Raw genomic sequence first — 26,712 nt, 5'->3', positions numbered from 1 at the left:
TGCGTTGAAAAGGTGATCCTTTCGGATGTCCTCAGGTCTCGCGGGCCGTTGAGTCCTTTGTACTGCACCCGGGTGACAAGCGGAACCCCTGCCCACACTTCTTTACTTTGCGCCCCAAACGGGTCACAAAGGGGCGCCGTCCGGCCGCTCTCCGCCGCCCCGGCAGCCGCTCAGGAGAGAGCGCGCCGCCGGCTCGCGTACCAGACGAGACCCGCGGTGGCCGCCGCCGCTCCCACGGCCGCCATCGCGACCAGGGCCGGGCGCGGGGGCACGGAGAGCGTGCGCAGCCGCCGCTTGAGCCGCACCGGGCGGTGGAAGTCGAGGATCGGCCACTGGCGCGCGACGGCCTCGCGGCGCAGCGCCCGGTCCGGGTTGACGGCGTGCGGATTGCCGACCGCCTCCAGCATCGGCACATCGGTGACCGAGTCGCTGTACGCGTAGCACCGGGCGAGGTCGTACCCCTCGGACACGGCCAGTTCACGGACCGCCTCCGCCTTCGTCGGCCCGTACGCGTAGTACTCCACCTCGCCGGTGAAGCACCCGTCGTCGCCCACCACCATCCGGGTGGCCACCACCCGGTCGGCGCCGAGCAGTTCTCCGATCGGCTCGACCACCTCGGCGCCCGAGGTGGAGACGATGACGACGTCCCGTCCGGCGCTGTGGTGCTCCTCGATGAGGGAGGCGGCCTCGTCGTAGATGATCGGGTCGATCAGATCGTGCAGCGTCTCGGCGACGATCTCCTTGACCTGTCGTACGTTCCAGCCGCGGCACAGCGCGGACAGGTACTCGCGCATGCGCTCCATCTGGTCGTGGTCGGCGCCTCCGGCGAGGAAGACGAACTGGGCGTATGCGGTGCGCAGCACAGCCCTGCGGTTGATCAGTCCGCCTTGGTAGAACGACTTGCTGAAGGTGAGCGTGCTCGACTTCGCAATGACCGTCTTGTCCAGATCAAAGAACGCCGCTGTGCGGGGCAAGGAGTGGTTTTCCACAAGGTCGAGCATAGGGGCAGCCCATTCGGCGTAAGCTGCGCGTGTGGGTTTGCCTGAGAGGGCTCTCGGGTACACCATGGAAGTCACGGATCGTTCGCGACCGTGCTAACCCGGCCCGACTCCTCCCCCCCCCGAGTCGGCCGTGGAGACGACCCCCGCTCTCCCCCCCGGCGGGGGTCGTCGCATGTCCGGAGGGGTTTTCTCCCGCTCCCTGCCCGCCCGGTGCGGCCTTTCGGCCCCGGCGGGCCCTCGCGCGGCCCTCTCGGCATTCCTCATGATCCGTGACTGCACGTAGTCGTTGGGCTGCGCTGCGGAAGTCGTACGGGGATCGGCACAGGGGTCACCGGTTTGGGTGACCGCCATTTTCACAGGCACTGAGTTGTCCACAGATTTCGACCAAGATCCACATCAATTTCCGGATCGCTGCACCGTGATTCCTGCGCGCACCGCTGACGGCGGAGTTCATGGCCGGTTCCGTTTGTCGGGCGCGTTTGGCCGGTTTCTGTCGGCCGTCCACGCCGGTTTCCGGCGGCCGCTCATATGCGGACCGCTCGCCGGTTCTTGATCTGTCCGGAATCACGCGGGGCGACGAGCCGCGCGCACGACGCAGCGAAGGGGGAGCGGCCCATGGCCGTCACCGTCACCCATGATCCGTCCTCCGGCACCGGAGGGCGCCGGAGCGGCCCGCTGATCATCACCGAGGACGCCGACCTCCTCGACGACCTGCTGCGCCTGTGCGCGGCGGCCGGCGCCACCCCCGAGGTGCACCACGGCGTGCCCGAGCACCGGGGCGGCTGGGAGGCCGCGCCGCTGGTGCTGGTCGGGGACGACGCCGCACCGCGGGTGCGCGCCGCCTCGCGCAGACGGGGCCTCGTGCTGGTCGGCCGGGACCAGGACGACTCCGGCATCTGGCGGCGCGCCGTCGAGATCGGCGCCGACCATGTGCTGGTGCTGCCCGACGGCGAGCAGTGGCTGGTCGACCGGATCGCCGATGTCGCCGAGGGCGTCGGCCGTCCCGCGCTCACCGTCGGCGTCATCGGCGGGCGCGGCGGCGCGGGCGCCTCCACCCTCGCCTGCGCGCTCGCCGTGACCTCCGCGCGGGAGGGGTTGCGCACCCTGCTCGTGGACGCCGATCCGCTGGGCGGCGGGCTCGATGTGCTACTGGGCGGGGAGGCCGCCGAGGGGCTGCGCTGGCCCGCCTTCGCGACCTCGCGCGGGCGGGTCGGCGGCGGCGCCCTGGAGGAGTCGCTGCCCCGGCTGCACTCGCTGCGCGTGCTCAGCTGGGACCGCGGTGACTGTGTCGCCGTCCCGCCGCAGGCCGTCCGCGCGGTGCTGGCCGCGGCCCGGCGCGGCGGCGGGGCCGTCGTGGTCGACCTGCCCCGCCGGGTCGACGAGGGCGCCGCCGAGGCGCTGGCCCAGATCGACGTCGGACTGCTCGTGGTCCCCGCCGAGCTGCGCGCCGTGGCGGCCGCCGCCCGGGTCGCCTCGGTGGCCGGCATGGTCCTGCGCGATCTGCGCGTCGCGGTACGCGGCCCGTACGCACCCGGGCTCGACGACCGCGAGGTGGCCCGGCTGCTCGGACTGCCGCTGGCGGGGGAGGTGCCGGTGGAGTCCGGGCTGCGGCGCCCCGGCGAGGGCAGGACACCGCCCGGCGCGACCGCGCGCGGCCCGCTGGCCCGGTTCTGCACCGGCTTCTGGGAGCGGGCCCTGACCGAGGCGGGCGCCGCGTGAGGGCCCCGGCCGAGCAGTGGCGGCGTTCCTCCGGGAACGGCAGGACCGGACGGCACGGGGACGACCGGGACGGAGCGGGCCGGGACGGGGGCAGGTGGGACACGGCCGGGCGGCACACGGCGGCCGGCGGTCCGCGTGTGCCCCGGGCAGCGGAACCGCCGGGCATGCCCGCCCGGCTCCTGGACGGCGTACGCCAGTGGCTCGCCGAGAGCGGCGCCGAACCGACACCTTCGCGCGTGGCCCAGGCCCTGCGCGAACAGGGCCGTGTGCTCGGTGACGAGGAGGTGCTCGGCGCGGCCGAGCGGCTGCGCTCCGAACTGATCGGCAGCGGTCCGCTGGAGCCGCTGCTCGCCGACCCGTCCGTGACCGACGTCCTGGTGTCGGCGCCCGACGAGGTCTGGGTGGACCGCGGAGGCGGACTGGAGCGGGCCTCCGTCGCCTTCTCCGACGCGGCGGCCGTACGCCGTCTGGCCCAGCGGCTGGCGGCCGTGGCGGGGCGGCGCCTGGACGACGCCCGGCCGTGGGCCGACGCCCGCCTGCCCGACGGCACCCGGCTGCACGCGGTGCTGCCCCCGGTCGCCGTCGGCTGCACCTGCCTGTCCCTGCGCGTCGTCCGGCCCCGGGCCTTCACCCTCGGCGAACTGGTCGCCGCGGGCACGGTTCCGCCGGGCGGGGACCGGGTGCTGCGGGCCCTCGTAGAGGCCCGCCTGTCCTTCCTCGTCAGCGGCGGCACCGGCAGCGGCAAGACCACACTGCTCAGCGCGCTGCTGGGCCTGGTCGGGCCGGGCGAGCGCATCGTGCTCGCCGAGGACTCCGCGGAGCTGCGCCCCGACCATCCGCACGTCGTCCGCCTGGAGACGCGGCCCGCCAACCAGGAGGGAGCGGGCCTGGTCACCCTGGAGGACCTGGTCCGCCAGGCCCTGCGCATGCGGCCGGACCGCCTGGTGGTGGGCGAGGTGCGCGGCGCCGAGGTGGTGCATCTGCTGGCCGCGCTGAACACGGGCCACGAAGGCGGGTGCGGGACGGTGCACGCCAACGCGGCGGCGGACGTCCCGGCCCGCCTGGAGGCCCTGGGCACCACCGCGGGACTGGACCGGGCCGCCCTGCACAGCCAGGTGGCCGCCGCGCTGTCGGTGGTGGTCCACCTGGCGCGCGACCGCTCCGGGCGGCGGCGCATCGCCGAGGTGCGGGTGCTGGAGCGGGACGCGTCCGGGCTGGTGCGCACGGTCCCGGCGCTGCGCTGGGGCGCGGACGCCTTCGTGGAGGAACCGGGCTGGGAGCGGCTGCGGGCGCTGCTCCGTCCGGTGGACCTCGCGGACCCGGGGGACGCGAGGGGCACAAGCGACGCGAGGGACGCGGCCGGTCCGGTGGGCGGGAGGCGGGAGCGGTGAGCGTCCTGGAGCAAGTGGTGCGCCTGCTGAACGAGGCGGTCTCCTGCCTGCTGGTGCCGCCGGCCCTCCCGCAGTCGGTGTATGTCGCGGCGGCCCTGGTGTGCGCGCTCGCGGCAGTCCGGCTGCTGGGCGGATGGCACTTCGGGGCGCGGCGGGCCCGCCTGCTGCTCGCCGGTGGCGGAGCGGTGCCTTCGCCGCCCCCGCTGGAGGCCCGGCTGCGCGACGGGCTGGCGGGACTGCGCGCTCGGCTGCGGGCCGAGTGGTGGGCACCGGCCGCCGGACTGCTGCTGGCCGTGCTGGGCGGCTCCGTGCTGCCGGTCGTCGCGGGGGCGGCCGGGCTGCCCGTGCTGCGCAGGGCCCGGCTGGCACAGGCCGCCCGGCGGGCCCGGGAACGGCGTGCGGACGCGGTGATCGCCCTGTGCGGGGCGCTCGCCGGGGAGGTACGGGCCGGGCGGCAGCCGGGCCAGGCCCTGCTGTGCGCCGTCCGGGACGCGGGCGGCTTCGGGGGCTCCCAGGCGGCCGTGCTGGCGGCGGCGCGATTCGGCGGGGACGTGCCCGGCGCGCTTTCCGTCGCGGCCCGGCGACCGGGTGCCGAGGGACTGCGGGGGCTCGCCGCGTGCTGGCGGGTCGCCGTCGACCAGGGGGCGGGCCTGGCGGCGGGGCTCGACCGGCTCGAAGCGGCACTGCGCGCGGAGCGCGACCAGCGCGCCGACCTGCGGGCCCAGTTGGCGGGCGCCCGCGCGACGGCGGTGATGCTCGCCGGCCTGCCCGCCCTCGGCCTCCTGCTCGGTACGGCCATGGGCGCCGATCCGCTGCATGTGCTGCTGCACACCGGCGCGGGCATGGGCTGCCTGCTCGTCGGGGGCGTGCTGGAAGGCACGGGGCTGTGGTGGGCCCTGGGGATCGTGCGACGGGCGGAGGCGGCGTGAACGCGGGCGGCTCGGGCGTGCCGGACGCCATGAACGTTGTCCACAGGCTGGGGACGGTGGCGGCAGTGGCGACTGCCCTGGGCGTTCCGGTGTGGCGGCTGCTGGCGGTGCGCCGGGGGCGGCGGGTACGGCGGCGCACGGCCTCGCTGCTGGCGGCCTTCCCGGCGGCGCACTCACCGCCGGTGGCGGACGGTCCCTCAGGGGCGAAGCCCGCCGGACGTCTCCCGGTGTCGCGGGCCGCCGTACGGCGGAGAGTTCCGGCGGTGGCTGTCGCGGGCGCCGCCTGGATGCTCGTCGGGGGACCGGCGGGCGTCGTGACGGGGCTGGCCTGTGCGGTGGGGCTGTGGTGGTGGCAGCAGCGATCCGGGGACCGGCCACGGCCCGAGGCCGGGGTCGACGCGGCCGAGGCCGCCCGGCAGCTTCCGCTCGCCGCCGATCTGCTGGCCGCCTGCATCGCGGCCGGCGCCGGTCCGGTGATCGCCGCGCAGGCGGTGGGAGAGGCCCTGGAAGGACCGGTCGGTGAGGCCCTGGCGCGGGGAGCGGCGGAGGTGCGGCTCGGTGGCGCCGACGACGCCTGGCACGGACTCGCCGCGATACCGGGCGCCGCGCCCCTCGCACGGCTGCTGGAACGGGCCGGTGAGTCCGGGTTCCCCGCCGCCGTCCCGGCGGCTCGGCTGGCCGCCGATGTGCGCGCCGACCGCGGACGCACGGCCACGGCACGTGCCCGGCGTGCGGCCGTGCTGGTCACCGCACCGGTGGGGCTGTGCTTCCTGCCCGCCTTCGTCGCCATCGGCGTGCTGCCCGTGGTGATCGGCCTCGCGGGCGGGGTGTGGAGAGGCGGTGGCGGCTGAGAGGACGAGGACCCAGAGGACACGACCGACACGACTGACATGACTGATGCGACCGACATGACCGATGCGACTGATGCGACAAGCGATGCGAACGACAACGGAACGACACCTCACGGGGGTTGAGATGAACACGAAGGCGGCATGGACAAGGCTGCGTGGCCTGGCGGTCCGTATGCGCAGGGACACCGGAATGGTCACGTCCGAGTACGCGATGGGCATCATCGCGGCGGTGGCGTTCGCGGTGCTGCTGTACGAGGTGGTGACCAGCGGGCAGGTCAAGACGGAGCTCCAGAACATCGTGAAGCGGGCGCTCAGTGCCCGGATGTGAGCACCGCAGGGGCGGCGCGCGTGACGGGCGCGGCGTGCCCGGTGGCGACCGGGGGTTCGTGACGGCGGAGGCCGCCATGGTCCTGCCCGTGCTGGTGCTGGTGGTGACCACGCTGGTGTGGGGGCTGCTCGTCGTGCTCGCGCAGATCCAGTGCGTGGACGCGGCGCGGGTCGGGGCGCGGGCGGCCGCCCGCCAGGACCCGGACGGCGCGGTGGTCCTGGTGACCCGCCGGACGGCGCCTCGCGGCGCGAAGGTCACGGTGTCCCGGAGGGCGGGGCAGGTCCGTGTGGTCGTCAGCGCGTCGCCCCCGGGGCTGGGCCTGCTGCCCTTCCAGCTGAGGGAGGAGGCCGTGGCCGAGGCGGAGGAAGCGGCCGTGACGGCCGTGGCGGACGGGAGGCCAGGGCCGGCCGGGTCGAGCGGCGCGGCGGTGCGCGAGGGGCGGGAGGAGGGCTCATGACGCGCCGCTTCGCCGAGCGCGACCGGGGCTCCGCCACCGTCTGGAGCGTCGGGGCGATCGCCCTGCTGTGCGCGGTGTTCGGCACCGGCCTCGCGCTGGGACAGGCCGTGGTCGTCCGGCACCGGGCGGCCGGCGCGGCCGACCTGGCGGCGCTGGCCGCCGCCGACCACTGGGCGCTGGGCGGTGCCCCGGCCTGTGCCCGCGCCGACCGGGTGGCACGGGCGCAGGGCGCCCGCCTCGTCCGGTGCGCGCTCGTGGGCGACGTCTCGGATGTCACGGCGGCCTCGGGACACGGGCCGTTCGCGGCACGGGTCCGGGCCAGGGCGGGTCCATTGGACCAGCCGGACCGGGTGGGTCAGGTGGGTCAGGTGAGCTGGGGTAGCCAGAGGGCCCAGGAGACCCAGGCAGATCCGTCGGCGGGATCAGCCCCGGAGAGCCGTCGCCCCCGCCCCGTCTCCGCCTTCCGCGCTGTCCGCGCTGTTCGCGCCGTCCCCGTCTTCCGACCGGCCCGGGGCTCCCTCCGTACGTCCCGCGGGGTCTTCCGGTCCTTCCCCGGGGCCCTCTCCGGGTCCTTCTCCGGGCCGCTCGGGCGCCCCCTTCAGCAGCACCGTGAGCAGCCGGACGGCGCCGCGCTTGTGGAGCGGGTCGTTGCCGTTGCCGCACTTGGGGGACTGGATGCAGGACGGGCAGCCGGCGTCGCACTCGCAGGAGGCGATGGCCTCGCGGGTGGCGACGAGCCAGTCCCGGGCGGTGTGGAAGGCACGCTCGGCGAAGCCCGCGCCGCCCGGATGGCCGTCGTAGACGAAGACCGTCGGCAGGAGCGTGTCGGGGTGCAGCGGGACGGAGACTCCGCCGATGTCCCAGCGGTCGCAGGTGGCGAAGAGCGGCAGCATGCCGATCGACGCGTGCTCGGCGGCGTGCAGGGCGCCGCCGAGGATCTCCGGGTTGATCCGGGCCGCGTCGAGCTGGTCCTCGGTGACCGTCCACCACACGGCGCGGGTGCGCAGTGTGCGCGGTGGGAGATCGAGTTTCGTCTCGCCGAGCACTTCACCGGTGATGACCCGGCGGCGCAGGAAGGAGACCACCTGATTGGTGACCTCGACGGAGCCGTAGCACAGGCGGCCGTCACCCCAGGGGACGGTGACGTCGGTCTCCAGGACGGAGATCGCCGTCGTGTCCCGGGCGACCGTCGTGTACGGCGGGTTCGCCTCCTCGACCAGGGCGACCGAGTCGTCCAGGTCGAGCGAGCGCACCAGATACGTACGGCCCTGGTGCAGGTGGACGGCGCCCTCGTGCACGGTCGTGTGCGCTGCGGCCTCGTCGACCGTGCCGAGCAGCCGCCCGGTGCCGGCCTCGACGACCTGCACCGGCCGTCCGCCCTGGCCGCGGATGTCGGTGAGGTCCGCGGCCCGCTCCCGGCGCGTCCAGTGCCAGGCCGTGGCCCTGCGGCGCAGCAGCTTCGCGGCCTCCAGCTGCGGCAGCAGCTCCGGGCACGCCGGGCCGAACAGCTCCACGTCCTCCTCGGTCAGCGGCAGCTCGGCGGCGGCGGCGCACAGGTGCGGGGCGAGCACGTAGGGGTTGTCGGGGTCGAGGACGGTGGATTCGACCGGCTGGTCGAACAGGGCCTCCGGATGGTGGACGAGGAAGGTGTCCAGCGGGTCGTCGCGGGCGACCAGGACCGCGAGGGCGCCCTGTCCGGCGCGACCCGCCCGGCCCGCCTGCTGCCACAGGGAGGCCCGGGTGCCCGGATACCCGGCGATGACCACGGCGTCCAGGCCGGAGACGTCCACGCCGAGTTCGAGGGCGGTCGTGGCGGCGAGACCCAGCAGCTCCCCGGAGTGCAGGGCGCGTTCCAGGGCGCGGCGCTCCTCGGGAAGGTAGCCGCCCCGGTAGGCCGCGACGCGCCGGGCCAGGGGCCTGTCGACTTCGGCCAGTCGTTCCTGGGCGATGACCGAGATCAGCTCGGCGCCGCGCCGGGAGCGCACGAAGGCGACCGAACGCACCCTCTGGAGGGTGAGGTCGGTCAGCAGATCGGCGGTCTCGGCGGTGGCGGTGCGGCGGACCGGGGCGCCCTTCTCGCCCGACAGTTCGGTGAGCGGGGGCTCCCAGAGGGCGAACACCAGTTCACCGCGGGGCGACGCGTCGTCGGCGACCTCCACCACGGGCAGGCCGGTGAGGCGGCGGGCGGCCACCGAGGGTTCCGCCGCCGTGGCCGAGGCGAGCAGGAAGACGGGCGAGGCGCCGTAGCGCACGCACAGCCGGCGCAGTCGGCGCAGGACCTGGGCGACATGGGAGCCGAAGACACCGCGGTAGGTGTGGCACTCGTCGATGACGACGTACTTCAGGGACCGCAGGAAGGAGGACCAGCGCGGGTGGGACGGCAGGATCCCGCGGTGCAGCATGTCGGGGTTGGTCAGCACGTAGTTGCCGTACTGGCGGATCCACTCGCGTTCCTCGACCGGTGTGTCGCCGTCGTACACGGCGGCCCGTACGGCGTTGCCCAGCGGCCGGGCGAGTTCCCGCACCGCGCGGCACTGGTCGGCGGCGAGAGCCTTGGTGGGGGCCAGATAGAGGGCGGTGGCCCCGCGGCCGTTCGGTGCCTCGGAGCCCTCCAGCAGCGCTGACAGCACGGGGACCAGATACGCCAGCGACTTGCCGGACGCCGTGCCGGTGGCGACCACGACGGAGTCGCCGTCGAGGGCGTGCTCGGCGGCCTGTGCCTGATGGGTCCAGGGGTGCTCGATCCCGCAGGCTCGGACGGCGGCCAGGACCTCCGGACGAATCCGGTCGGGCCAGACGGCATGACGACCCGCTCGCGGGGGCAGGTGCTCCGTATGAGTGATGCGCGCAGCCCGGCTCGGCCCGGAGGCGAGCCGGTCCAGAACCGCGCCCGGCGTCAGGCGGGTTGCGGTCTCCGTCGGGGTTCGATCGGATCGGTGATTCTTGGCCATTGGCACCGAGTCTGTCACCGGCGTGACGGACAATGGAGCCAAGGCGTCGTGCACGCCTGCCGGTAAGTGATTGAATGCCATCGCGGCTGGCGAACCGTCCCGGGGGCCTCAAGCCGAGGTGCCCGATGGGCGACCGCTCGATAGCAAGGTGCTGGAGGATCCGTGGACCTGTCCCTGTCGACCCGTACCGTCGGCGATCGTACGGTCGTCGAGGTCGGTGGCGAAATCGACGTATATACCGCGCCCAAGCTGCGCGAGCAGCTGGTCGAGCTGGTGAACGACGGGAATTTCCACCTCGTCGTCGACATGGAGGGGGTGGACTTCCTCGACTCCACCGGTCTCGGCGTACTGGTCGGCGGTCTGAAGCGAGTGCGTGCCCACGAGGGCTCGCTGCGCCTGGTCTGCAACCAGGAGCGCATTCTCAAGATCTTCCGTATCACCGGTCTGACCAAGGTGTTCCCCATCCACACCTCGGTCGACGAAGCGGTGGCGGCGACCGACTGACCGCCGGTCCCGGGCCGGAGTCCGGGGCGGAAGACGTTCCTGCGGGGAGCCGGGCTCGGCGGCCCGGTCTCCCGACCGCACGCCCGTAGCTCCTAGGGGGATGCATGGCCACCGTCGAACTCCGCTTCAGCGCGCTGCCGGAGCACGTCAGGACCGCCCGGCTGGTGGCGGCAGCGGTGGCGCGCAGGGCGGGGGTCGACGAGGCCGTCCTCGACGAGGTCAGGCTCGCTGTCGGTGAGGCCTGCTCCCGTGCAGTCGGGCTGCATCAGAGCAACGGGATCGCGGCGCCGGTGACGGTGGTGCTGACCGAGGAGGAGAAGCAGTTCTCCATCGAGGTCGGCGACGAGGCCCGGCACGCTCCGCACCATCCGGGGGAGGCCCCGGGCGCCGTGGACGACGCGGACGCCGAGGAGGACGAGATGGGCCTCGCGGTCATCAGCGGCCTCGTCGACGACGTCGAGGTCTCGGCGGGCGAGGACGGCGGACTGATCAAGATGACCTGGCCGACCGCTTCGGCGGACGCCGTGCTCTCCTGAGCCGATCGCGCGTATGTGCGCGACCCGCCTCCGTCTCCACCCCTCGCTCCGTTTTCGTTTATCTGTTCCATTTGTTGCATTTGTTCTGTCTGTTCTGTTTGTGCCGAAGGGCCCCGGCCACGGGGCCCTTCGGCATGTCCGGGGCGGGGGGCGCCGTCCACGACCGGCTCTCTCGAACGGGCCTTTCGACCGGCCCATTCGGCCGATCCCGCGGCGGACCGGCAGCATTTCGTGAATTAATTCACGATCGATTAACCTGATAATGGATCAAGGGTCAATGCTTTTGAGGCGTTACCGCTTTCGGGTCACCTGTCGGGCGGCGATCTTTTGCTGAGAGCCGTGTGACGGCTGATTCCATTTACCGCACACTGTTTAGTTCGGGTTTCGCTCCCTACAATCCGTCCACATCTTGAGCTCAGCCCAAGCGTCAAGGAGGACGAATGGCGGGGCTTTCTACCCCTCATCAGTCGGCTCAACCGACAACTTTCGCAGCCGCGGTACTGACCGATGACAATCGGATCATCGTGGCGGTCATCGCCGCGGTCGCGGTGGCCGCGCTCTTGGTCGCGGGCGTCCTGGTGCGCCAGGTGCTCGCGGCCGGCGAGGGCACCGACAGCATGAAGAAGATCGCGGAAGCGGTCCAGGAAGGCGCGAACGCCTATCTGGGCCGCCAGCTGCGCACCCTCGGCGTATTCGCCGTCGTGGTGTTCTTCCTGCTCCTGCTGCTGCCCGCCGACGACTGGAATCAGCGCGCCGGACGATCGGTGTTCTTCCTGATCGGTGCCGGGTTCTCGGCGGCCACCGGTTATATCGGCATGTGGCTCGCCGTGCGCAGCAATGTGCGTGTGGCCGCCGCCGCCCGGGAGGCGACTCCCGCGCAGGGCGAACCGGAAAAGGATCTCACCGCCGTCTCGCACAAAGCCATGAAGATCGCTTTCCGAACGGGCGGCGTCGTCGGCATGTTCACGGTGGGGCTCGGCCTGCTGGGCGCCTCCTGCGTGGTGCTGGTCTACGCGGCGGACGCGCCGAAGGTGCTGGAGGGCTTCGGCCTCGGCGCGGCGCTGATCGCCATGTTCATGCGAGTGGGCGGCGGCATCTTCACCAAGGCCGCCGACGTCGGCGCCGACCTGGTCGGCAAGGTCGAGCAGGGCATTCCGGAGGACGATCCGCGCAATGCCGCGACCATCGCCGACAACGTGGGCGACAACGTCGGCGACTGCGCGGGCATGGCGGCCGACCTCTTCGAGTCGTACGCGGTCACGCTGGTCGCCGCGCTCATCCTCGGCAAGGCCGCCTTCGGCAACGACGGACTCGCCTTCCCGCTGCTGGTGCCCGCTATCGGTGTGGTCACCGCCATGATCGGCATCTTCGCGGTGGCCCCGCGCCGCAGCGACCGCAGCGGCATGAGCGCGATCAACCGCGGCTTCTTCATCTCCGCGGTGATCTCCCTCGCCCTGGTGGCGGCGGCCGTCTACACCTACCTGCCGTCCACGTACGCCGGTCTCACCGGCGTCACCGACGCGGCGATCCGCGGCAAGGACGGCGACCCGCGGATCCTCGCCCTGGTCGCGGTGGGCATCGGCATCCTGCTGGCCGCCGTGATCCAGCAGCTGACCGGGTACTTCACCGAGACCACCCGGCGGCCGGTCCGCGACATCGGCAAGACCTCGCTCACCGGCCCGGCCACCGTCGTCCTCGCCGGTATCTCCCTCGGACTGGAATCGGCCGTCTACACCGCGCTGCTGATCGGCCTCGGCGTGTACGGGGCGTTCCTGCTCGGCGGCACATCGATCATGCTGGCGCTGTTCGCGGTGGCGCTGGCCGGCACCGGCCTGCTCACCACGGTCGGCGTGATCGTCGCCATGGACACCTTCGGACCGGTCTCCGACAACGCCCAGGGCATCGCCGAGATGTCCGGTGACGTCGAGGGCGCGGGCGCCCAGGTGCTCACCAACCTGGACGCGGTCGGCAACACCACCAAGGCCATCACCAAGGGCATCGCCATCGCCACCGCCGTCCTCGCGGCGTCGGCGCTGTTCGGTTCGTACCGCGACGCCATCACCACCGGCGCGAGCGACGTCGGCGCCAAGCTGTCCGGGCCCGGCGCGCCGATGACCCTGATCATGGACATCTCCCAGCCCAACAACCTGGTCGGGCTCATCGCCGGGGCCGCGGTCGTCTTCCTCTTCTCGGGGCTGGCGATCAACGCGGTGTCGCGGTCGGCGGGGTCGGTGGTCTTCGAGGTGCGGCGCCAGTTCCGCGAGCACCCCGGGATCATGGACTACACCGAGAAGCCGGAGTACGGGCGCGTCGTCGACATCTGCACCAAGGACGCCCTGCGCGAACTCGCCACACCCGGACTGCTGGCCGTGATGGCGCCCATCTTCATCGGGTTCACGCTCGGGGTCGGCGCGCTCGGCGCCTATCTCGCGGGCGCCATCGGCGCGGGCACGCTGATGGCGGTGTTCCTCGCCAACTCCGGCGGTGCCTGGGACAACGCCAAGAAGCTGGTCGAGGACGGCCACCACGGCGGCAAGGGCAGCGAGGCCCACGCCGCCACGGTGATCGGCGACACGGTCGGCGACCCGTTCAAGGACACCGCGGGCCCGGCGATCAACCCGCTGCTGAAGGTGATGAACCTCGTGTCGCTGCTCATCGCGCCCGCGGTCATCAAGTTCTCCTACGGCGACGACAAGAGCATCGGCGTGCGCGTCCTGATCGCGATCCTCGCGCTGCTCGTCATCGTCGGCTCGGTCTACGTCTCCAAGCGGCGCGGTATCGCCGTGGGCGACGACGAGGACAGCGCCGAACGGGTGTCCAAGCCGGCCGACCCCGCGGTGGTCTCGTAAGGGGGCGCGCGGGGCCGTACGGCACGGTCCGGCTCGTGAGCGGGCGGGCGGCGCGTTCGACGCGCCGTCCGCCCGCGGCGTGTCCGGGGTACTGGCCCGCCGCGCGTGTCGTGAGGCCGTGAGCCTTCTCTCGCTTGGTGCAAATGGCTGCAAGACGGCACGTAAGGGGTCACCGGGCCCCGGCGGCCGTGCGATCGCCGTGTATGTTCCGGGGCCGAGAGCCATGGAAGGGACCGATCCGGTGAACAAGAAGCTCGCGGCCGCCCTGTCCGGCGGTGCGGTACTGGCACTGGCACTGACGGGATGCTCCGGCAGCAGCGACGACGGCAAGAACGACGCGCTGAACACCTGGGCCAAGCAGGTGTGCGACGGTGTCCAGCCGCAGGCGAAGAAGATCCAGGCCGCCAGCGCCGCGATCCAGAAGCAGACCTCGGACAACACCCCGACGAAGACGGTCCAGGAGACGGACGCACAGGCATTCCAGGACATGTCCGACGCCTACAAGGCGATCGGCGCCGCCGTGAACAAGGCTGGCGCGCCCGATGTCGAGGGCGGGCAGAAGAAGCAGCAGGACGCGGTCAAGGAGCTCAACGACCTCGGTGCCTCCTACGCCTCGCTCAAGGAGCAGGTCGACAAGCTCGACACCAAGGACCAGGCCAAGTTCGCGGACGGGCTCAAGGACATCGCCACCCAGCTCGACAAGCTGAGCAGGACGGGCAACGACGCGCTGAAGAACCTGGAGGAGGGCGACGTCGGCAAGGCCATGGCCGGGCAGCCGAGCTGCAAGTCCGCCTCGTCCACCGCCTCCGCGACCGCGTCGCCCGCGAACGGCTGAGCCGCCGCTGCCGCACCGCCACCGCACCGCCGCCCCGGCGACCGCATCGGCACGCGCGCGCGTGCCGTGCCGGGGCGTGCGGTGCGCGCGTGCGATGTCGGTGGGAGCCGACACAATGGGTGCGTGAGTGACTCCAGCGTGCCCGCCCCGAACGTCTCGACTGCCCCTGCCACCCCCGCCACCCCCGAGGCCCCGGCCGGCCCGGCGGCCCTGCCCGCGGCCGACCGCCCCGACGTCGCTGCCCGGCTCCGCGACGCCCTGCTCGGCGCGTCGTTCACCGCCGACGGGCTGCTCGAACTGCTCGGCGCGCCCGCGTACGCGGCGCTCGCCCGCAGCGAGACCGTGCCCGCGCTCCGCGCGACGCGCGGGGACACCCCGCTCGAACTGCTCGTCCGGCTCTTCCTGCTCCAGCAGCCCGTGCCGCACGCGCGCGTGGTGGACGTCCTGCCCGTAGACGCCTGCCTGGAGACCGGCTGGCTGGCGCGCGCCGGCGGGGACGAGCTGGCCGCGACCGTGGACGTACGGCCGTACGCCGGGCTCGACGGCGAGGACTGGTTCATCGTCTCCGACCTGGGGTGCGCGGTCGGCGGCGCGGGCGGCATCGGCAGCCGTGAGGAGGGCGTCGTCCTCGGCGTCGGCGGCGCCTCCACCACCCTGGCGGGTCTCACGGTCCGTACGCCCGTCGTCGCCGCGCTGGACCTCGGCACCGGCTCCGGCATCCAGGCGCTGCACGCGAGCCGGCACGCCACGCGGGTGACCGCGACCGACCTCAACCCGCGCGCGCTGCACATCACCGCCCTCACGCTCGCGCTGTCCGGAGCCCCGGCCGCCGATCTGCGCAAGGGCTCCCTGTTCGAGCCGGTCCGCGACGACGAGCGGTTCGACCTGATCGTGTCCAACCCGCCCTTCGTGATCTCCCCGGGCGCCCGGCTGACGTACCGCGACGGCGGGATGGCCGGGGACGATCTGTGCCGCACGCTCGTTCAGCAGGCGGGGGAGCGGCTGAACGAGGGCGGGTTCGCGCAGTTCCTCGCCAACTGGGAGCACACAGAGGGGGAGGACTGGCAGGACAGGCTCAGGTCGTGGGTGCCGCGCGGCTGCGACGCGTGGATCGTGCAGCGCGAGGTGCAGGACGTCACGCAGTACGCCGAGCTGTGGCTGCGCGACGCCGGTGACCACCGCGCCGACCCGGCGGAGTACCAGGCGCGCTACGACGCCTGGCTGGAGGAGTTCGAGGCGCGCAAGGTGAGGGCCGTCGGCTTCGGCTGGATCACCCTGCGCCGGACGGACTCCGCCGCGCCCTCGGTCGTCGCGGAGGAGTGGCCGCACCCCGTCGAGCAGCCGCTCGGCGACACCGTGCGCGCGCACTTCGACCGCGTCGGCTTCCTGCGGGACCACGACGACGCGGGCCTGCTCGACCGGCACTTCCGGCTCGTCGGTGAGGTCGTGCAGGAGCAGGTCGGGCTGCCCGGCGCCGAGGACCCGGAGCACGTGGTGCTGCGCCAGCACCGCGGGATGCGCCGGGCCACCGCCGTGGACACGGTCGGCGCGGGCTTCGCCGGTGTCTGCGACGGCACGCTCAGCGCCGGACGCATCCTGGACGCCATCGCCCAGCTCGTCGGCGAGGACCCCGTGCTCCTGCGCGACCGCACGCCCGCGCAGATCCGCCTGCTGGTGGAGCAGGGCTTCCTGGAGCCGGCCGACCGGCCCTCGGCGGACTGACCGGCCCTCGGCGGACCGACCGCCCTCGGCGGGCTGACCGCCGCGCCGAGAGGCGCGCAGCGGCCGGAAGGCCCGTCCCCGGCGGGCCGACCGCCGCGCCCCGAGGGACCCGTCCCGCGCGGAGTCCGCCCGGCGGGGCCCCGCCCGCTCCGGACCGCCGCCTCCGGCCCCGCCCGACCATTTTTCGGTCATCGCTCCGGCGTGCGCCGGGGCACGCCCGGCGGTCGCCGAGGGGCCGCGCGGCTGCCCGGCCGCCCCCTGTTCACCCCGGGTTGGGCCGCCCGTCGCCCGGAGGTGCCAGCCTCGCCGACCGGGGGCATCCGGGGCGGAGGGGTACGTACGTGGAAAGCGGTCCGGCGATCTTCTCAGGGGCGGTGTTCGCCCTGTTCGGAGCGGTGCTGCTGGGGTGGACGGCGCTGCGTGCGCGCCGTCGCGAACCCGTGGCGCTGGGGGTGCGCCAGAGCCTCGCGGCAGCCCTCGCGACCGGCGCGGCCGTGGGGTCCCTGGCGCTCGGGACGTGGTGCCTGACGCGGCTGTGAACACCGGCGCGGCGCGGCGTCCCCGGCGTCCGGTGGATCATCTTCCGCTTCGGCCCCGACCGGTCCGTGGGCACTCCGGGCGGCAGGAAGGGCGGTAGTCGGGTTACCGTTCGAGTGGCCGTTGCGGGCTTTTCCCGTTTGACACGGGGGCGGGATGTACCGTCACACTCCGCAGCGTCAGCACTGCCCGGCCCCGGGAACGCAGCCACAGCCTGGGGAGATCCAGCGAGACACAGCGAGACCAAGCGTCGACCGGAGAGAAGAGCGAAGTTGTCCCCGACCAGCGATACCGCACAGGGCGGTCGCCGACTCGTCATCGTCGAGTCGCCTGCCAAGGCGAAGACGATCAAGGGCTATCTCGGCCCCGGCTACGTCGTCGAAGCGAGCGTCGGGCACATCCGTGACCTTCCCAACGGGGCCGCGGAGGTCCCGGAGAAGTACACCGGTGAGGTCCGCCGCCTCGGTGTGGACGTAGAACACGACTTCCAGCCGATCTATGTGGTCAACGCCGACAAGAAGGCCCAGGTCAAGAAGCTCAAGGACCTGCTGAAGGACTCCGACGAGCTCTTCCTCGCCACCGATGAGGACCGCGAGGGCGAGGCCATCGCCTGGCACCTCCAGGAAGTGCTGAAGCCGAAGATCCCGGTCAAGCGGATGGTCTTCCACGAGATCACCAAGGACGCGATCCGGGCCGCCGTCGCCAACCCGCGCCAGCTCAACCAGAAGCTCGTCGACGCCCAGGAGACCCGCCGCATCCTCGACCGCCTCTACGGCTACGAGGTCTCGCCGGTCCTGTGGAAGAAGGTCATGCCGCGGCTGTCGGCGGGCCGCGTCCAGTCGGTGGCAACCCGGCTCGTGGTCGAACGGGAGCGCGAGCGCATCGCCTTCCGCTCCGCCGAGTACTGGGACCTGACGGGCACCTTCTCGACCGGCCGGGCGGGCGACGCCTCGGACCCGTCGTCCCTGGTCGCACGGCTCCAGACGGTCGACGGCCGGCGTGTCGCACAGGGCCGCGACTTCGACTCCCTGGGGCAGCTGAAGAGCGCGAACACCCTCCACCTCGACGAGGCGAACGCGCGTGCGCTCGCCGCCGCCCTGGCGGACACCGCCTTCGCCGTCCGCTCCGTCGAGTCCAAGCCGTACCGCCGCTCGCCGTACGCCCCGTTCCGTACGACGACGCTCCAGCAGGAGGCCAGCCGCAAGCTCGGCTTCGGCGCCAAGGCCACCATGCAGGTCGCGCAGAAGCTGTACGAGAACGGCTACATCACGTACATGCGTACGGACTCCACGACGCTGAGCGACACGGCGGTCAGCGCCGCCCGCGCCCAGGTCACGCAGCTGTACGGCGCCGACTACCTGCCTCCGCAGCCGCGTACGTACGCCGGGAAGGTCAAGAACGCGCAGGAGGCGCACGAGGCGATCCGCCCCTCGGGCGACCGCTTCCGCACGCCCGCCGAGACCGGTCTGACCGGTGACCAGTTCAAGCTCTACGAGCTGATCTGGAAGCGGACCGTCGCCTCCCAGATGAAGGACGCGACCGGGAACTCCGTCACGGTGAAGATCGGCGGCCGGGCCGCCGACGGCCGGGACGTCGAGTTCAGCGCGTCCGGCAAGACGATCACCTTCCACGGCTTCCTGAAGGCGTACGTCGAGGGCGCCGACGACCCGAACGCCGAGCTGGACGACCGCGAGCGCCGGCTGCCGCAGGTCGCCGAGGGCGACGCGCTCGGCGCCGAGGAGATCACGGTCGACGGGCACGCCACCAAGCCCCCGGCCCGCTACACCGAGGCCAGCCTGGTCAAGGAGCTGGAGGAGCGCGAGATCGGCCGCCCGTCGACGTACGCGTCGATCATCGGCACGATCCTCGACCGCGGCTATGTGTTCAAGAAGGGCACGGCGCTGGTGCCGTCCTTCCTGTCCTTCGCCGTGGTGAACCTCCTGGAGAAGCACTTCGGCCGGCTGGTCGACTACGACTTCACCGCCCGGATGGAGGACGACCTCGACCGCATCGCGCGCGGCGAGGCGCGGGCCGTGCCGTGGCTGAAGCGGTTCTACTTCGGCGAGGGCACGGGCGAGGGCGGTGCCGCGGACGCAGGCAACGGCGACGGCGACCACCTCGGCGGCCTCAAGGAACTGGTGACCGACCTGGGCGCGATCGACGCGCGCGAGGTGTCGTCGTTCCCGGTCGGCAACGGCATCGTGCTGCGCGTGGGCCGCTACGGCCCGTACATCGAGCGCGGCGAGAAGGACACCGACTCCCATCAGCGCGCCGACATCCCGGACGACCTGGCTCCCGACGAGCTGAGCGTCGAACTGGCCGAGGAACTGCTCGCCAAGCCGAGCGGCGACTTCGAGCTGGGCGCCGACCCGGTGACGGGCCACCAGATCGTCGCCAAGGACGGCCGCTACGGTCCGTACGTCACGGAGATCCTCCCCGAGGGCACCCCGAAGACCGGCAAGAACGCGGTCAAGCCGCGCACGGCCTCGCTCTTCAAGTCGATGTCCCTGGACACCGTGACGCTCGACGACGCGCTGAAGCTGATGTCGCTGCCGCGGGTCGTCGGCGCGGACGCCGAGGGCGTCGAGATCACCGCGCAGAACGGCCGCTACGGCCCGTACCTGAAGAAGGGCACGGACTCGCGGTCCCTGCAGACCGAGGACCAGCTTTTCACGATCACGCTGGAAGAGGCGCTGGCGATCTACGCCCAGCCCAAGCAGCGCGGCCGGGCGGCGGCCAAGCCCCCGCTGAAGGAGCTGGGCGAGGACCCGGTCAGCGCCAAGCCGGTCGTGGTCAAGGACGGCCGCTTCGGTCCGTACGTCACCGACGGCGAGACCAACGCGACCCTGCGGTCGGGCGACAGCGTGGAGACGATCACGCCGGAGCGCGGCTTCGAGCTGCTCGCGGAGAAGCGGGCCAAGGGCCCGGCCAAGAAGACCGCGAAGAAGGCCCCCGCCAAGAAGACCGCGGCGAAGAAGACGGCCTCCACGGCCAAGAAGACCGCCGCGAAGAAGACGGCGGCCAAGACGACGGCGAAGAAGACGACGACCGCGGCCGCGAAGAAGACGGCGGCGAAGAAGACCGCCGCGAACACGGCGGCGGCCGAGGACTGAGGGCTGAGGACCGAGCGGCACCGCCTCTTCCCGGCGTGCTCCTCTTCCTGGCTCTTCCTGACGGCTTCGTCGGCTTCACCTCCTTCATCTGCTTCATCTGCTTCATTCGGTTCGTCTTCACATCTGTTCACGCGACGCGCGCCCCGGCATCACACACATGCCGGGGCGCGCGTACGTTCGGGCGGTCACCACGTCCTGTCGGTGCGTCCCGATAGGCTGAACGCATGACGCGAGCCGAGCAGCCAACGGCCCACAATCCGGCCCCCGACGACGCACTGGTGACGGACTCCCGCGAGCGCGCCGTGCGTGCCCTGCTGCGCCGTCCTCAGCTGAAGCGGCTGTGGAGCGCGCAGCTGGTCGCGGGCGTGGGCGACACCCTGGCCCTCCTGGTGCTGGTCGCCCTGGTCCTCCAGGCGGCCGTCGCCCAGGGGTCCTTCGGCGGCGGCTACCGGGGCGCGGCGTTCGCAGTGGCGACCGTCTTCGGTGCGCGCATCGTGGCGACCGTCCTCTTCGGAGCGGTCCTCCTGGGCCCGCTCACCACCCTGACCGCGCCGGACGGCCCGCTCGACCGCCGCTGGACCATGGTCGGCGCGGACGGCGTACGCGCCGCGCTGCTGATCATCGCCCCGCTGTGGATCGACTGGACCCCGGCGAACGCACCGACGCTCCTCCTGGTCACCGTCTTCGTGACCGGGGCGGCCGAGCGGCTGTGGACGGTGTGCCGGGAGAGCGCGGCGCCCGCGCTGCTGCCCGCCCCGCCCCCCGAGGGCGCCACCGTGCGCCCCCTGCCCGACCACCTGGACGCCCTGCGCCGCCTGTCGCTGCGCACCACCTTCGCGGCGATCCCGCTCGCGGCCGTCGTCCTGGTCGTCGCCTCCCTGTTCAACAACCTCCTGGGCACCGGCGTCGCCTGGTTCGACCAGCACCAGGCCGCCCTCGGCGCGTATGTCGCGGCCGGTCTGTTCGCCGCGTCCCTGTCCGTCCTCACCTACCTGGAGCTGCCCGGCACGCGCACCCCGCGCGCGCGGTCGCCGCTCGAAGGGCTGCGCCGTCCCAGGACGGCCACCGGCGTGGACAAGGGCCGCACCGGCGCCGTGCCGGTGCTCGTGCTCGCCTGCGCCGCCGTCGCCGGGGCGATCGCCGCGGCCGTCGCCGTCTGCGCGCTGCACGCCCGCGACCTGGGCGGCGGTCCGGTCCTCTTCGGCCTGGACGTGCTCGTCCTGACCGGCGGGGTCGCCGTCGGCATCCGTACGGCCCCCAAGGCGCTCGTCACGCTGTCGCGGCGCCGGCTGCTGGCGCTGGCCATCGCCCTCACCGGCATCGCCCTGCTCGCCGCCGGGCTCGTGCCCGACGTGACCACCGTCCTGCTGCTGCTCGCCCTGGCCGGGGTGAGCGCCGGCGTCGCCGCCAACGCGGGGCACACCGTCCTCGACCTGGAGACCGAGGACCAGCGCAGGCCGCGCATGGCCGGGCACCTGCACGCGGTGGTGCGGGTCGTGGTCGCCCTCGCCGCGCTGTGCGCCCCGGTGGTCGCCGCAGGCATCGGCCCGCACCGGCTGGAGAACGGCCGGTTCGTCTTCGAGCACGGCGGCGCCGCCTTCACCCTGATGCTGGTCGGCGCGCTGCTGCTGCCGGTGGCCGCGCTGGTGCTGGCCAAGGTCGACGACCGCTCCGGCGTACCGCTGCGCAAGGACCTCGTCGATGCCCTGCGCGGCGGCGACGACCCCGTGACGGTGCCCGCCGCGACCGGCTTCTTCATCGCCCTGGAAGGCGGCGACGGCGCGGGCAAGTCCACCCAGGCAGAGGCGCTCGCCGACTGGATCCGGGCCAAGGGCCACGAGGTCGTCCTCACCCGTGAGCCGGGCGCCACGCCCGTGGGCAAGCGGCTGCGCTCGATCCTCCTGGACGTGTCCTCCCAGGGCCTGTCCCACCGCGCCGAGGCGCTGCTGTACGCCGCCGACCGCGCCGAGCACGTCGACACCGTCGTACGGCCCGCCCTGGAGCGCGGCGCCGTGGTGATCAGCGACCGGTACATCGACTCGTCCGTCGCCTACCAGGGCGCGGGCCGCGACCTGTCCCCGACGGAGATCGCCCGTATCTCCCGCTGGGCGACCGACGGGCTGGTGCCCCACCTCACCGTCCTCCTGGACGTCTCCCCGGAGACCGCCCGCGAGCGGTTCACGGAGGCGCCCGACCGGCTGGAGTCGGAGCCGGCCGAGTTCCACGCGCGCGTGCGCTCCGGATTCCTGGCGCTGGCCGCCGCCGACCCCGGCCGGTACCTGGTGGTGGACGCCGGCCAGGAGCCCGAGGCGGTCACCACCGTCGTCCGGGCCCGGCTCGACCAGATGCTGCCGCTGTCCGAGGCCGAGGTGAAGGCCCAGGAGGAGGCACGCCGCAAGGCCGAGGAAGAAGCGCGCCGCAAGGCCGAGGAGGAGGCCCGGCGCAAGGCCGAGGAGGAGCGCCTGGAGCGGGAGCGCCAGGAGCAGCTGGCCCGGCTGCGCGCCGAGGAGGAGGAGCGCAAGCGCCGCGAGCTGGAGGAGGCGCAGCGCCGCGAGGCCGAGCGCCAGGCGGAGGAGGCCAGGCAGCGCGCCGAGGAGGCGCGCCGCCGTGCCGAGGAGGAGCGCGCCCGGCTGCTCGCCGAGGAGCAGGCGCGCGCGGAGGCCGAGGCCCGGCGCAAGGCCGAGCAGGAGCGGCTGCGCAAGCAGGCCGAGGAGGAGGCCCGGCTGCGGGCCGAGGCCGAGGCGCTGCGCCTGGAGAAGCAGAAGAAGGCCGAGGAGGCGCTGCTGCGGGCCGAGGAGGCCCGGCGGGCGGCCGAGCAGGCCGCGGCGGCGGCGGCCTCGGGTCCGCGCCGCCCGGCCCCGCCCGCCGCGGCCGCCGTGCCGCCGTCGGACGCGGTGACCGTCCCGACGCCGGTGGTGTCCCCGGCCGACGCGCCGGACACCTCCGAGGCGTCGGACGCCCGGCCCTCCGCCTCGGCGGGCGCCCCGGCGGACGACGAGACGGCGGTGCTGCGGGCGGTGCGCGCGGACCGGAGCGACGCTCCGGGCGAAGGTGCCGACGCCCGGGAACCGGGTGCACGGGGTGCTTCCCGTGGCGCTGCCGGAAGGGACACCGAGCCGGAGTCCGAGCCGGAGTCCGAGGTGGAGGTCTCCGAGGCGGAGGTCACGGCCGAGCTGCCCCAGCCGGGGCGGTCCGGGCCGCCGTCGGCGCACGCCGGTCCGGCGGACGAGACGGCGGTGCTGCCGCAGATCCGCGCCGACGACGACGGCGAGGGCGCCGGTACCGGTGGCTCCGGCGCAGTCTCCGGTGCGTTCTCCGGCGAGGCCGACGAGACCGCGGTGCTGCCGCCGGTGCGGGACGCGGCTCCGGCGGACGTCCGGGGCGGCGACATCGCCGACCGGGTCCCGCCGGGCTTCTTCCGGGACGAGCGGCCGACGCCTCCCGTACGGCCCGACGGCTCCGACGACGGCACGCGCGAGCTGCCCCAGGTCGAAGCCGACACCGGCGCGCGGCGGCGGCCACGGCCGGACTGGGCCGAGGAGACACCGCTCGACGACCTGCCGACGCTGGCGGACGAGCTGCTCGGCCCGCGCCAGGACGAGCAGGAGGAGTACGGCGACGGCCGGGGACGCGGACGCCGGGGCTGAGGCCGATGGCCGCGGGCGCGGGCGCCGGGGCCGAGGACGAGGGCCGGGGCCGCGGACGCCGGGGCTGCTCGGGACCGGCGGCCTCGCCGGTTCCCGTTGTCCCGGTCCCCGTTGTCCCGGTGCCCGCTGTCCCGGTCCCCGTTGTCAGTGGGCACCCGCACAATGGATCCCGCACCACCACCAACAGGGCGAACACGAACAGGACGAAGGCGTGGCGAGCCATGACGAGGGCGCGGCGGACCGCGGCGGAAGGACGGCGTGACCCATGAGCGTGTGGGACGACCTCGTCGGGCAGGAGAAGGTCGGCGAACAGCTGGGCGCCGCCGCCCGGGACGCCGACGCCCTGGTGACGGCGGTCACCTCCGGCACCGCACCGCCGGAGGCGTCGAGGATGACGCACGCGTGGCTGTTCACCGGGCCGCCCGGCGCGGGGGTCGTCCAGACGGCGCGGGCCTTCGCCGCCGCGCTCCAGTGCGTCAGCCCGGACCGCGCCCTCGGCGGGGCCCCCGGCTGCGGCTTCTGCGACGGCTGCCACACAGCGCTGATCGGTACGCACGCCGACGTCTCCACGGTCGCCGCGGTCGGCACCCAGATCCTCGCCGACGACATGCGGGACACCGTCCGCAAGTCGTTCACCTCACCCGCCAACGGCCGCTGGCAGGTGATCCTGGTCGAGGACGCCGAGCGGCTGAACGAGAAGTCGGCCAACGCCGTCCTGAAGGCCGTCGAGGAACCGGCTCCCCGGACGGTGTGGCTGCTGTGCGCTCCCTCCATCGAGGACGTCCTGCCCACGATCCGCTCCCGCTGCCGCCACCTGAACCTGCGCACCCCCTCGGTGGACGCCGTGGCCGACATGCTCGTACGCCGGGACGGCGTCGAACCCGGCGTCGCCGCCGCGGCCGCCCGCGCCACCCAGGGGCACGTCGACCGGGCCCGCCGCCTGGCCACCGACCCGGCCGCGCGCGAGCGCCGCGCCACCGTGCTGCGGCTGCCGCTCCGCCTCGACGACATCGGCGGCTGCCTCAAGGCCGCCCAGGAACTGGTCGACGCCGCGGCGGACGACGCGAAGGCGCTCGCGGAGGAGACGGACGTCAAGGAGACCGAGGAGCTGAAGGCGGCGCTGGGCGCGGCCCAGGGCGGCCGGCTGCCGCGCGGTACGGCGGGTGTGATGAAGGACCTGGAGGACAAGCAGAAGCGCCGCCGCACCCGTACGCAGCGCGACAGCCTCGACCTCGCGCTGACCGACCTGACCGCCCTCTACCGCGACGTCCTCGCCCTCCAGCTCGGCTCGCGGGTGGCGATCGCCAACGCGGACGTGGAGGACACCCTGGACCGGGTCGCCCGGGGCAGCACCCCGGAGTCCACGCTGCGTCGCATAGAAGCGATCGCCGCCTGCCGCGAGGCCCTCGACCGCAATGTGGCCCCGCTGCTCGCGGTGGAGGCGATGACGATGGCCCTGAGGGCAGGCTGACGGACCCGACGGCGCCGACGGACCCGAGGGAGCCGCCCCACCGCCTACGGGGACATCACTCGTACGGGGCACGACACGCACGTAGCGCACCCGCGTGGTCGCGCAGAGTTACGCTCGCCAGATGTACTTCAGGCGCGCCCCTCGTCCGAGCACCCCCCCTGTCACGTCTGCGAACAGTTCTCCGCCCGCACCCCGGACCCGCCCCGGCGGCTCCCGCCCCGCTCTCCTCGCCCTCCTCTCCGGGCTCTCCGCCGCCGCCCTGCTGGTCTCGGGCTGCTCCGCGGGCGAGGCGCGGCAGCAGCGGGCCGCTCCGGCGGCGGACGCGGTGCTGGCCGCGCTGCCGCGTTCCACTCCGGCCGCGCTGATGCCGTACTACGAGCAGAAGCTGACCTGGCGCGACTGCGGGGCGCCCGGTTTCCAGTGCGCCACGATGAAGGCGCCGCTCGACTACGCGCAGCCCTCGCAGGGCGACGTGCGGCTGGCGGTGGCCAGGAAGAAGGCCACGGGGCCCGGCAGCAGGCTGGGTTCGTTGCAGGTGAACCCGGGCGGACCGGGCGGCTCGGCCATCGGCTACCTCCAGCAGTACGCGGGCCTCGGCTACCCCGCCGAGATCCGCGCCCGCTACGACATGGTGGCGATGGACCCGCGCGGCGTGGCCCGCAGCGAGCCCGTCGAGTGCCTCGGCGACCGGGACATGGACACGTACACGCAGACCGACGTCACTCCCGACGACGGGAAGGAGACCGACGCGCTGGTGGGCGCGTACCGCACGTTCGCCGAGGGCTGCGGCGCCCACGATCCGCGGCTGCTGCGGCACGTCTCCACGGTCGAGGCGGCCCGCGACATGGACGTCCTGCGCGCGGTGCTCGGCGACAAGAAGCTGACGTACGTGGGGGCGTCGTACGGGACGTTCCTGGGGGCGACGTACGCCGGTCTGTTCCCGGACCGGGCGGGCCGCCTGGTGCTGGACGGCGCGATGGACCCGTCCCTGCCCGCGAGCCGGATGAACCTCGACCAGACGGCGGGCTTCGAGACCGCCTTCCAGTCCTTCGCCAAGGACTGCGTGCGCCAGAGCGACTGCCCGCTCGGCGGCCGGGGCACCACACCGGCGCAGGCGGGCGACCACCTGGCGGCCTTCTTCCGCAAGCTCGACGCCCACCCGATCCCCGCCGGTGACACCAAGGGCCGCAAGCTCGGCGAGGCGCTCGCCACCACCGGCGTGATCGCCGCGATGTACGACCAGTCCGCCTGGCCGCAACTGCGCGGCGCCCTGAACGCGGCGATGAAGAACAGCGACGGCGCCCCCCTGCTGGCCCTGTCCGACAGCTACTACGAACGCGACTCCAGCGGCCGCTACACCAACCTGATGTACGCCAACGCCGCCGTGAACTGCCTCGACCTCCCCGCGGCGTACTCCACCCCCGCCGAGGTGGAGAAGGCCCTGCCCGCCTTCGAGAAGGCGTCCCCCGTCTTCGGCCGGGGCCTGGCCTGGGCCTCCCTGAACTGCGCGTACTGGCCGGTGAAGCCCACCGGCAGCCCGCACCGCATCGAGGCCAAGGGCGCGGCGCCCATCGTGGTGGTCGGCACCACCCGCGACCCGGCCACCCCCTACCGCTGGGCCCAGGGCCTGTCCGCCCAGCTCGCCTCCGCCCGCCTCCTCACCTTCGACGGCGACGGCCACACCGCCTACGGCCGCGGCAGCCGCTGCATCGACGCCGCCATCGACACCTACCTCCTCCGCGGCACCCCGCCCGCCCAGGACAAGCACTGCTCCTGACCACCCCGTACCCGCCCCGGCCCCCGTCCCCGGGGCGGGTACGAAGCACCCCCGGAAACTGTGTAGACTTGCCGACGTTGCCGATCGCACCATG

General features: G+C 73.6%; 18 protein-coding genes and 1 pseudogene. 17 read left to right on the top strand and 2 right to left on the bottom strand.

Features of this window, described 5'->3' with window-relative positions; genetic code table 11:
* Window positions 1-170: 170 nt before the first annotated feature.
* Window positions 171-1,001, bottom strand: a complete 831-nt coding sequence (locus tag R4Z62_RS14785) for an HAD family hydrolase (protein WP_491520008.1) — start codon at window positions 999-1,001, stop codon at window positions 171-173.
* 615 nt (window positions 1,002-1,616) lie between these two features.
* On the opposite strand from R4Z62_RS14785, the gene ssd reads away from it, so the two are divergent.
* The 7 genes and pseudogenes from ssd to R4Z62_RS14750 form a co-directional block, all read left to right on the top strand.
* On the top strand, window positions 1,617-2,720 hold the full coding sequence (gene ssd / locus R4Z62_RS14780) for a septum site-determining protein Ssd (RefSeq protein WP_491520007.1): 1,104 nt from the start codon (window positions 1,617-1,619) through the stop codon (window positions 2,718-2,720).
* 164 nt (window positions 2,721-2,884) lie between these two features.
* Window positions 2,885-4,111 (top strand): TadA family conjugal transfer-associated ATPase, encoded by a 1,227-nt coding sequence (locus tag R4Z62_RS14775; RefSeq protein ID WP_491520006.1) that lies wholly within the window; start codon window positions 2,885-2,887, stop codon window positions 4,109-4,111.
* A gap of 77 nt (window positions 4,112-4,188) precedes the next feature.
* On the top strand, window positions 4,189-5,040 hold the full coding sequence (locus tag R4Z62_RS14770) for a type II secretion system F family protein (RefSeq protein WP_491521879.1): 852 nt from the start codon (window positions 4,189-4,191) through the stop codon (window positions 5,038-5,040).
* A 29-nt stretch (window positions 5,041-5,069) separates the two neighbouring features.
* Window positions 5,070-5,891: a type II secretion system F family protein gene (locus R4Z62_RS14765; protein ID WP_064537554.1), complete on the top strand. Its 822-nt coding sequence runs from the start codon at window positions 5,070-5,072 to the stop codon at window positions 5,889-5,891.
* A gap of 124 nt (window positions 5,892-6,015) precedes the next feature.
* Entirely contained in the window at window positions 6,016-6,219 is a 204-nt protein-coding gene (locus tag R4Z62_RS14760) for a DUF4244 domain-containing protein (RefSeq protein ID WP_078510009.1), read from the top strand.
* Complete coding sequence (locus R4Z62_RS14755) at window positions 6,206-6,676, top strand: TadE family type IV pilus minor pilin (protein ID WP_491520005.1); 471 nt, start codon at window positions 6,206-6,208, stop codon at window positions 6,674-6,676. Before R4Z62_RS14760 ends, R4Z62_RS14755 begins: the two co-directional genes overlap by 14 nt.
* Window positions 6,673-6,948 (top strand): annotated as a pseudogene (locus R4Z62_RS14750) (Rv3654c family TadE-like protein); the annotation flags it as partial. The gene R4Z62_RS14755 and the pseudogene R4Z62_RS14750, both read left to right, overlap by 4 nt.
* Before the next feature lie 150 nt (window positions 6,949-7,098).
* On the opposite strand, the gene R4Z62_RS14745 reads toward R4Z62_RS14750, so the two are convergent.
* Window positions 7,099-9,708 (bottom strand): DEAD/DEAH box helicase, encoded by a 2,610-nt coding sequence (locus R4Z62_RS14745; protein ID WP_491520004.1) that lies wholly within the window; start codon window positions 9,706-9,708, stop codon window positions 7,099-7,101.
* 81 nt (window positions 9,709-9,789) lie between these two features.
* On the opposite strand from R4Z62_RS14745, the gene bldG reads away from it, so the two are divergent.
* The 10 genes from bldG to R4Z62_RS14695 all read left to right on the top strand — a co-directional run bounded on the left by bldG (window position 9,790) and on the right by R4Z62_RS14695 (window position 26,618).
* A complete protein-coding gene (bldG, locus tag R4Z62_RS14740; RefSeq protein WP_009189842.1) occupies window positions 9,790-10,131 on the top strand; it encodes an anti-sigma factor antagonist BldG in 342 nt (113 codons plus the stop codon).
* A gap of 104 nt (window positions 10,132-10,235) precedes the next feature.
* Window positions 10,236-10,667, top strand: a complete 432-nt coding sequence (locus R4Z62_RS14735) for an ATP-binding protein (RefSeq protein ID WP_064534372.1) — start codon at window positions 10,236-10,238, stop codon at window positions 10,665-10,667.
* A 440-nt stretch (window positions 10,668-11,107) separates the two neighbouring features.
* Complete coding sequence (locus R4Z62_RS14730) at window positions 11,108-13,516, top strand: sodium-translocating pyrophosphatase (RefSeq protein WP_064534373.1); 2,409 nt, start codon at window positions 11,108-11,110, stop codon at window positions 13,514-13,516.
* 223 nt (window positions 13,517-13,739) lie between these two features.
* Window positions 13,740-14,351: a hypothetical protein gene (locus tag R4Z62_RS14725; protein ID WP_064534374.1), complete on the top strand. Its 612-nt coding sequence runs from the start codon at window positions 13,740-13,742 to the stop codon at window positions 14,349-14,351.
* A 210-nt stretch (window positions 14,352-14,561) separates the two neighbouring features.
* A complete protein-coding gene (locus R4Z62_RS14720) occupies window positions 14,562-16,073 on the top strand; it encodes a DUF7059 domain-containing protein (RefSeq protein WP_491521878.1) in 1,512 nt (503 codons plus the stop codon).
* A 341-nt stretch (window positions 16,074-16,414) separates the two neighbouring features.
* Window positions 16,415-16,612 carry a hypothetical protein gene (locus R4Z62_RS14715; protein WP_064534375.1) on the top strand — a complete coding sequence of 66 codons (198 nt, stop codon included), beginning with the start codon at window positions 16,415-16,417 and terminating at the stop codon, window positions 16,610-16,612.
* Window positions 16,613-16,882: 270 nt separating this feature from the next.
* Window positions 16,883-19,723, top strand: a complete 2,841-nt coding sequence (gene topA, locus R4Z62_RS14710; protein ID WP_491520003.1) for a type I DNA topoisomerase — start codon at window positions 16,883-16,885, stop codon at window positions 19,721-19,723.
* A 224-nt stretch (window positions 19,724-19,947) separates the two neighbouring features.
* The gene (gene tmk, locus R4Z62_RS14705; RefSeq protein WP_491520002.1) at window positions 19,948-23,370 is read left to right on the top strand and encodes a dTMP kinase; all 3,423 of its coding nucleotides are present in this window, start codon (window positions 19,948-19,950) and stop codon (window positions 23,368-23,370) included.
* A 265-nt stretch (window positions 23,371-23,635) separates the two neighbouring features.
* Window positions 23,636-24,841 carry a DNA polymerase III subunit delta' gene (locus R4Z62_RS14700; protein ID WP_491520001.1) on the top strand — a complete coding sequence of 402 codons (1,206 nt, stop codon included), beginning with the start codon at window positions 23,636-23,638 and terminating at the stop codon, window positions 24,839-24,841.
* Between the two features lie 121 nt (window positions 24,842-24,962).
* Window positions 24,963-26,618: an alpha/beta hydrolase gene (locus R4Z62_RS14695; protein ID WP_491520000.1), complete on the top strand. Its 1,656-nt coding sequence runs from the start codon at window positions 24,963-24,965 to the stop codon at window positions 26,616-26,618.
* Window positions 26,619-26,712 lie beyond the last annotated feature (94 nt).

This window comes from Streptomyces sp. PL-25 (assembly GCF_058344915.1).
Note: the sequence above shows the minus strand (reverse complement) of the source record. Positions and strands in the feature narration are given on the sequence as shown.

Bases quoted from the DNA above. Each gene is read 5' to 3' on its own strand.
- R4Z62_RS14785 (WP_491520008.1), bottom strand. From the start codon at position 1,001: ATGCTCGACCTTGTGGAAAACCACTCCTTGCCCCGCACAGCGGCGTTC.
- ssd (WP_491520007.1), top strand. From the start codon at position 1,617: ATGGCCGTCACCGTCACCCATGATCCGTCCTCCGGCACCGGAGGGCGC.
- R4Z62_RS14775 (WP_491520006.1), top strand. From the start codon at position 2,885: ATGCCCGCCCGGCTCCTGGACGGCGTACGCCAGTGGCTCGCCGAGAGC.
- R4Z62_RS14765 (WP_064537554.1), top strand. From the start codon at position 5,070: ATGAACGTTGTCCACAGGCTGGGGACGGTGGCGGCAGTGGCGACTGCC.
- R4Z62_RS14760 (WP_078510009.1), top strand. From the start codon at position 6,016: ATGAACACGAAGGCGGCATGGACAAGGCTGCGTGGCCTGGCGGTCCGT.
- R4Z62_RS14745 (WP_491520004.1), bottom strand. From the start codon at position 9,708: ATGGCATTCAATCACTTACCGGCAGGCGTGCACGACGCCTTGGCTCCA.
- R4Z62_RS14735 (WP_064534372.1), top strand. From the start codon at position 10,236: ATGGCCACCGTCGAACTCCGCTTCAGCGCGCTGCCGGAGCACGTCAGG.
- R4Z62_RS14730 (WP_064534373.1), top strand. From the start codon at position 11,108: ATGGCGGGGCTTTCTACCCCTCATCAGTCGGCTCAACCGACAACTTTC.
- R4Z62_RS14725 (WP_064534374.1), top strand. From the start codon at position 13,740: ATGGAAGGGACCGATCCGGTGAACAAGAAGCTCGCGGCCGCCCTGTCC.
- tmk (WP_491520002.1), top strand. From the start codon at position 19,948: ATGACGCGAGCCGAGCAGCCAACGGCCCACAATCCGGCCCCCGACGAC.
- R4Z62_RS14700 (WP_491520001.1), top strand. From the start codon at position 23,636: ATGAGCGTGTGGGACGACCTCGTCGGGCAGGAGAAGGTCGGCGAACAG.
- R4Z62_RS14695 (WP_491520000.1), top strand. From the start codon at position 24,963: ATGTACTTCAGGCGCGCCCCTCGTCCGAGCACCCCCCCTGTCACGTCT.